The organism is Brevundimonas sp. EAKA, from assembly GCF_000698025.1.
Classification (GTDB): Bacteria; Pseudomonadota; Alphaproteobacteria; order Caulobacterales; family Caulobacteraceae; genus Brevundimonas; species Brevundimonas mediterranea_A.
The window spans coordinates 1-3,879 of the sequence record NZ_JMQR01000194.1; the positions used below are offsets into that span (position 1 = coordinate 1).

At 69.0% G+C, this 3,879-nt stretch carries 4 protein-coding genes; 1 reads left to right on the top strand and 3 read right to left on the bottom strand.

The genetic code is table 11. The annotated features are described in order from the left end of the window. Together ER13_RS16490 and ER13_RS16495 are read right to left on the bottom strand one after the other, a co-directional pair. The coding region (locus ER13_RS16490) for an MATE family efflux transporter (protein ID WP_231492580.1) at window positions 1–982 on the bottom strand (982 nt) is incomplete at its 3' end. 51 nt (window positions 983–1,033) lie between these two features. Next, entirely contained in the window at window positions 1,034–1,432 is a 399-nt protein-coding gene (locus tag ER13_RS16495; RefSeq protein ID WP_035311052.1) for a DUF1489 family protein, read from the bottom strand. Window positions 1,433–1,527: 95 nt separating this feature from the next. Between ER13_RS16495 and ER13_RS16500 the strand changes: the two genes are divergently transcribed. Continuing rightward, entirely contained in the window at window positions 1,528–1,818 is a 291-nt protein-coding gene (locus ER13_RS16500; RefSeq protein ID WP_008259000.1) for a putative quinol monooxygenase, read from the top strand. Here ER13_RS16500 and ER13_RS16505 read toward each other — a convergent pair. After that, a complete protein-coding gene (locus ER13_RS16505; protein WP_035311051.1) occupies window positions 1,815–3,779 on the bottom strand; it encodes a biotin carboxylase N-terminal domain-containing protein in 1,965 nt (654 codons plus the stop codon). The genes ER13_RS16500 and ER13_RS16505 overlap by 4 nt on opposite strands. Window positions 3,780–3,879: the final 100 nt, after the last annotated feature.

The following is a 3,879-nucleotide window of genomic DNA, read 5'->3' on the forward strand; positions in this document are numbered from 1 at the left end:
CCCCCAGCCCGACCAGGCCCGCCCGCAACACCCCTCGCCCGTCGCCGGCGCCATAGCTGCGCCCCACCAGCACCGCCGTCGCCGACGACAGCCCCATGGGCAGCATGAAGACGATGGCCGAGACGTTCAGCACCACCGCCCAGGCCGCCGTCTCGGCGGCGCCGATCTGACCGGCGAAGAAGGTGAAGCCGGAAAAGGCCCCGACCTCGATGAAATAGGACGCGCCGGCGCCCAGCCCTACCTTGACCTGTTCACGCGCCGCCTTGGGGTCGCGTTCGGGCTTGTCGAAGATACCCAGCGCCCGCGCCTCGGGCAGGCGCAGGATATAGACCACCAGGAAGATCGCCAGCGCCGCCCGCGCCCCGAACGTCGCCCAGGCCGAGGCGAAGGCGCCGTCGAAGCCGATGCCCAGCAGGTCCGGCACCAGCACGATATTGAGCGCCAGATTGACCCCGTTGGCGATCCACATGGCCACCATGCCGGGCTTGGGCCGTCCCAGGGCCTCCAGGAAGAACTGGCCCGTCACCGAGATCAGATAGAAGGGCATGGACAGGGCGAAGACCACCAGGGCCGGCCCCGCCCCCTCGGCCAGTCCGTCCTCCAGCCCGATCTTGCCCAGGCCCCACGGCCCCACGGCGATCAGGGCGATCATCGACACCACCCCGATCTGCAGCGAATAGGTCATGCCCCGCCGCAGCACAGACCCGACCGCGTGCCGACGTCCCTCGCCCAGCATCCGCGCGGTCATCACCTGCACGCCCAGCATCAGGCCCACCGCCGTCGTCACCACGATCGAGGTCGGCGCCCAGGCCAGCGAATGGAAGGCCAGTTCCTTGCTGGAGAAATTCCCCACCACGATGGCGTCCGTCAGCCCCATGGTCATGATGCCGATCCGCGCCAGGATCACCGGCCATGCCAGGTGCAGCAGGTCGCGAAAGGCGGAACGGGTCTGGAAACTGAGCGCGATCATCGGAGCCGGCACAGGCCACGCCCGACCGCCCCGGTCAACACCCAAAAACCGTGTGGCTCTGGCCTACCAGGCGCCCAGTTCGCGAAGCTGGCGCACCAGTTCCTCCGGCGCCTCGCCCGCGTCGAGGTCGGTCAGATCGACCGGCGCGTCCTTGGGCTCGAAATAGCGCCAGCCCTGGAAAGGCCGGCGCGCCATTGGCGCCGTGCGAACGACCTTGGGCTCCAGCGTGATCTCGCACCGGCTCTGCTTGCCCTCGCCCAGGGTGGCGATGTCGAGCACGCGCTGGCGGCAGACGATCACGCCCTTGACCACCCAGTACAGCGACCCGCCGTCCTCGATCTCGGGCGCGCGTTTCGGCGTCATCCGGGTATGGACCACCAGCGGCCCGCCCTTGGCCGCACGGGCCTCCAGCCAGTCGACGTCGGGAACCCCGACGCCCAGTTTGATCATGTGAAGCGGCATGGCGCCCACGTAGTCGCCCTTATCCGCCTTGGCCAGATTCTTTAACGACGAAGCCGGATCATGGCCCGCGCGCTACCGGACGCCACGGAACCAGTATGTACGGATTGATCACGCGCCTGACCGCATACCCGGGTCGCCGCGACGAACTCGCTCTGCTCCTGATGGACCCCGCCGTCAGGAAGCACGGCTGTCATTCCTATATCGTCGCGCACGATCTGGTCGACGCCGACGTCCTCTGGGTCACGGAGGTCTGGGCCGATCAGCCGACCCATCTGTCCTGGAGCGAGGATCTGCGTCAAAGCGGCGCCTGGCGCCCCATCTACGGCCTGATGGCCAAGATGGACGACTCGATCCAGACGCGGCCTCTCGGCGGCATCGGGCTTTAGTCCGCCGCCTTCACCACCGCCAGAACCGCCGCCTCGACCACCTGATCGCCCACAGCCGCCACATGCTCGACGACCCCGTCGAAGGGCGCCGTCAGGGCATGCTCCATCTTCATCGCCTCCAGCACCACGACGGGCTGGCCCTTGGCGACGACGTCACCCGCCTTCGCGGGTACGGCGACGATCTTGCCGGGCATGGGGGCGCGAAGGGCGCCGTCGGAGACCGCTCCGGCGCCTGAGCCCACGGCGGCGCGATGCGGAGTCACCCGGCGCGCCTCGCCGTCCACGAACAGGACGAAGCCGTCATCGATCACCTGATAGCCGAACAGCGCCTCCCCGGCCTGCACCTGGTCGAATCCGATCTGGGCCGTCCTTCCCTCGGCGCCGCGCCATCCCGCCTCGACCGGGGTCACGGCCCCAGACACGCCCCGGCCGTCCACATGCGCCCAGACCATCGTCTGAGCGGGCGCGTTCAGACGAACCCCATACGACAGGCCCGGCTGGCCGCCCCAGGGGCTGAACCGGTCAGACCCGGCCGCCTCTCCATCGCTCGCCGCCTCCGCGATCAGGGTCAGGGCCGCCAGCGTCGCCTCGGCGGTCTCGACCGGCTGCAGCGCCGCCTCCTCCGCCGCGATGAACCCCGTATCCACATCCCCCGTCACGAAGCGCGGATGGTCCAAACAGCGTTTCAGGAAGCCCGCATTGGTCTTGACCGGCCAGACCTCGACCTCGCCCGCCGCCTCGGCCAGCCGCGCCGCCGCCGCCTCGCGCGTGTCCTCATGCACGATCAGCTTGGCGATCATCGGATCGTAGAACTGGCTGACCTCGCCGCCCTGTTCCACGCCGGTATCGACGCGAATTCCGTCCGGCATGACGAAATGCTCCAGCCGCCCGATCGACGGCAGGAAACCGTTCGCCGGATCCTCGGCATAGAGGCGCGCCTCCATGGCCCAGCCGTTCAGCTTGATCTGATCCTGCTTCAGCGGCAGGGGCTCGCCCGCCGCCACGCGGAACTGCCATTCGACCAGATCGACGCCGGTCACGCTTTCCGTCACCGGATGCTCGACCTGCAGCCGGGTGTTCATCTCCATGAACCAGATCCCGTCCGCCTTCAGCCCGTCCGAGGCGTCGGCGATGAATTCGATGGTCCCGGCCCCGACATAGTTGACCGCCTTGGCCGCCTTGATCGCCGCGCCCGTCACGGCGGCCCGCACGGCCTCGCTCATGCCCGGCGCCGGCGCCTCTTCGATCACCTTCTGGTGGCGGCGTTGCAGCGAACAGTCCCGCTCGAACAGATGAACCACATCCCCGTGCCGATCCCCGAACACCTGCACCTCGATATGGCGCGGGCGGGTGATGTAGCGTTCGATCAGCACCCGGTCGTCGCCGAAGGCCGCGGCCCCCTCGCGCTTGGCGCTGGCCAGACCAGCGGCGAAATCGGCCGGATCATCGACCCGTTTCATCCCCTTGCCGCCGCCGCCCGCGACCGCCTTGATCAGCACCGGATAGCCGATCCGCGCCGCCTCGGCCGTCAGGGTCGCTTCCGACTGGTCCGCGCCCAGATAGCCCGGCGTCACCGGCACCCCGGCCTGGATCATCAGCTCCTTGGCCGCATCCTTCAGCCCCATGGCCCGGATCGAGGCCGGGTCCGGCCCGACCCAGATCAGACCCGCCGCCGCAACAGCTTCCGCAAAGTCCGCGTTTTCGCTCAGGAATCCGTAACCGGGATGGATCGCCTCCGCCCCCGTCGCCTTGGCCGCCGCCAGCACCTTGGCGCCGTCCAGATAGCTCTCGCGCGCCGCCGCCGGCCCGATCCGCACCGCCTCGTCGGCCTCGCGCACATGCAGGGCCTGGGCGTCGGCCTCGGAATAGACGGCGATGGTGCGTAACCCCATCCGCTTGGCGGTGCGGAAGACACGACAGGCGATTTCGCCGCGATTGGCGACCAGGACGGACTTGAACATGACGCGTTCTTAGCCGGATCGTCCACGCCTGCACAGCCGTTCTCCCTCCCCTTCATGGGGAGGGACGGCGGAGCGCAGCGGAGCCAGGGTGGGGCGGTCA

Bases quoted from the DNA above. Each gene is read 5' to 3' on its own strand.
- ER13_RS16495 (WP_035311052.1), bottom strand. From the start codon at position 1,432: ATGCCGCTTCACATGATCAAACTGGGCGTCGGGGTTCCCGACGTCGAC.
- ER13_RS16500 (WP_008259000.1), top strand. From the start codon at position 1,528: ATGTACGGATTGATCACGCGCCTGACCGCATACCCGGGTCGCCGCGAC.
- ER13_RS16505 (WP_035311051.1), bottom strand. From the start codon at position 3,779: ATGTTCAAGTCCGTCCTGGTCGCCAATCGCGGCGAAATCGCCTGTCGT.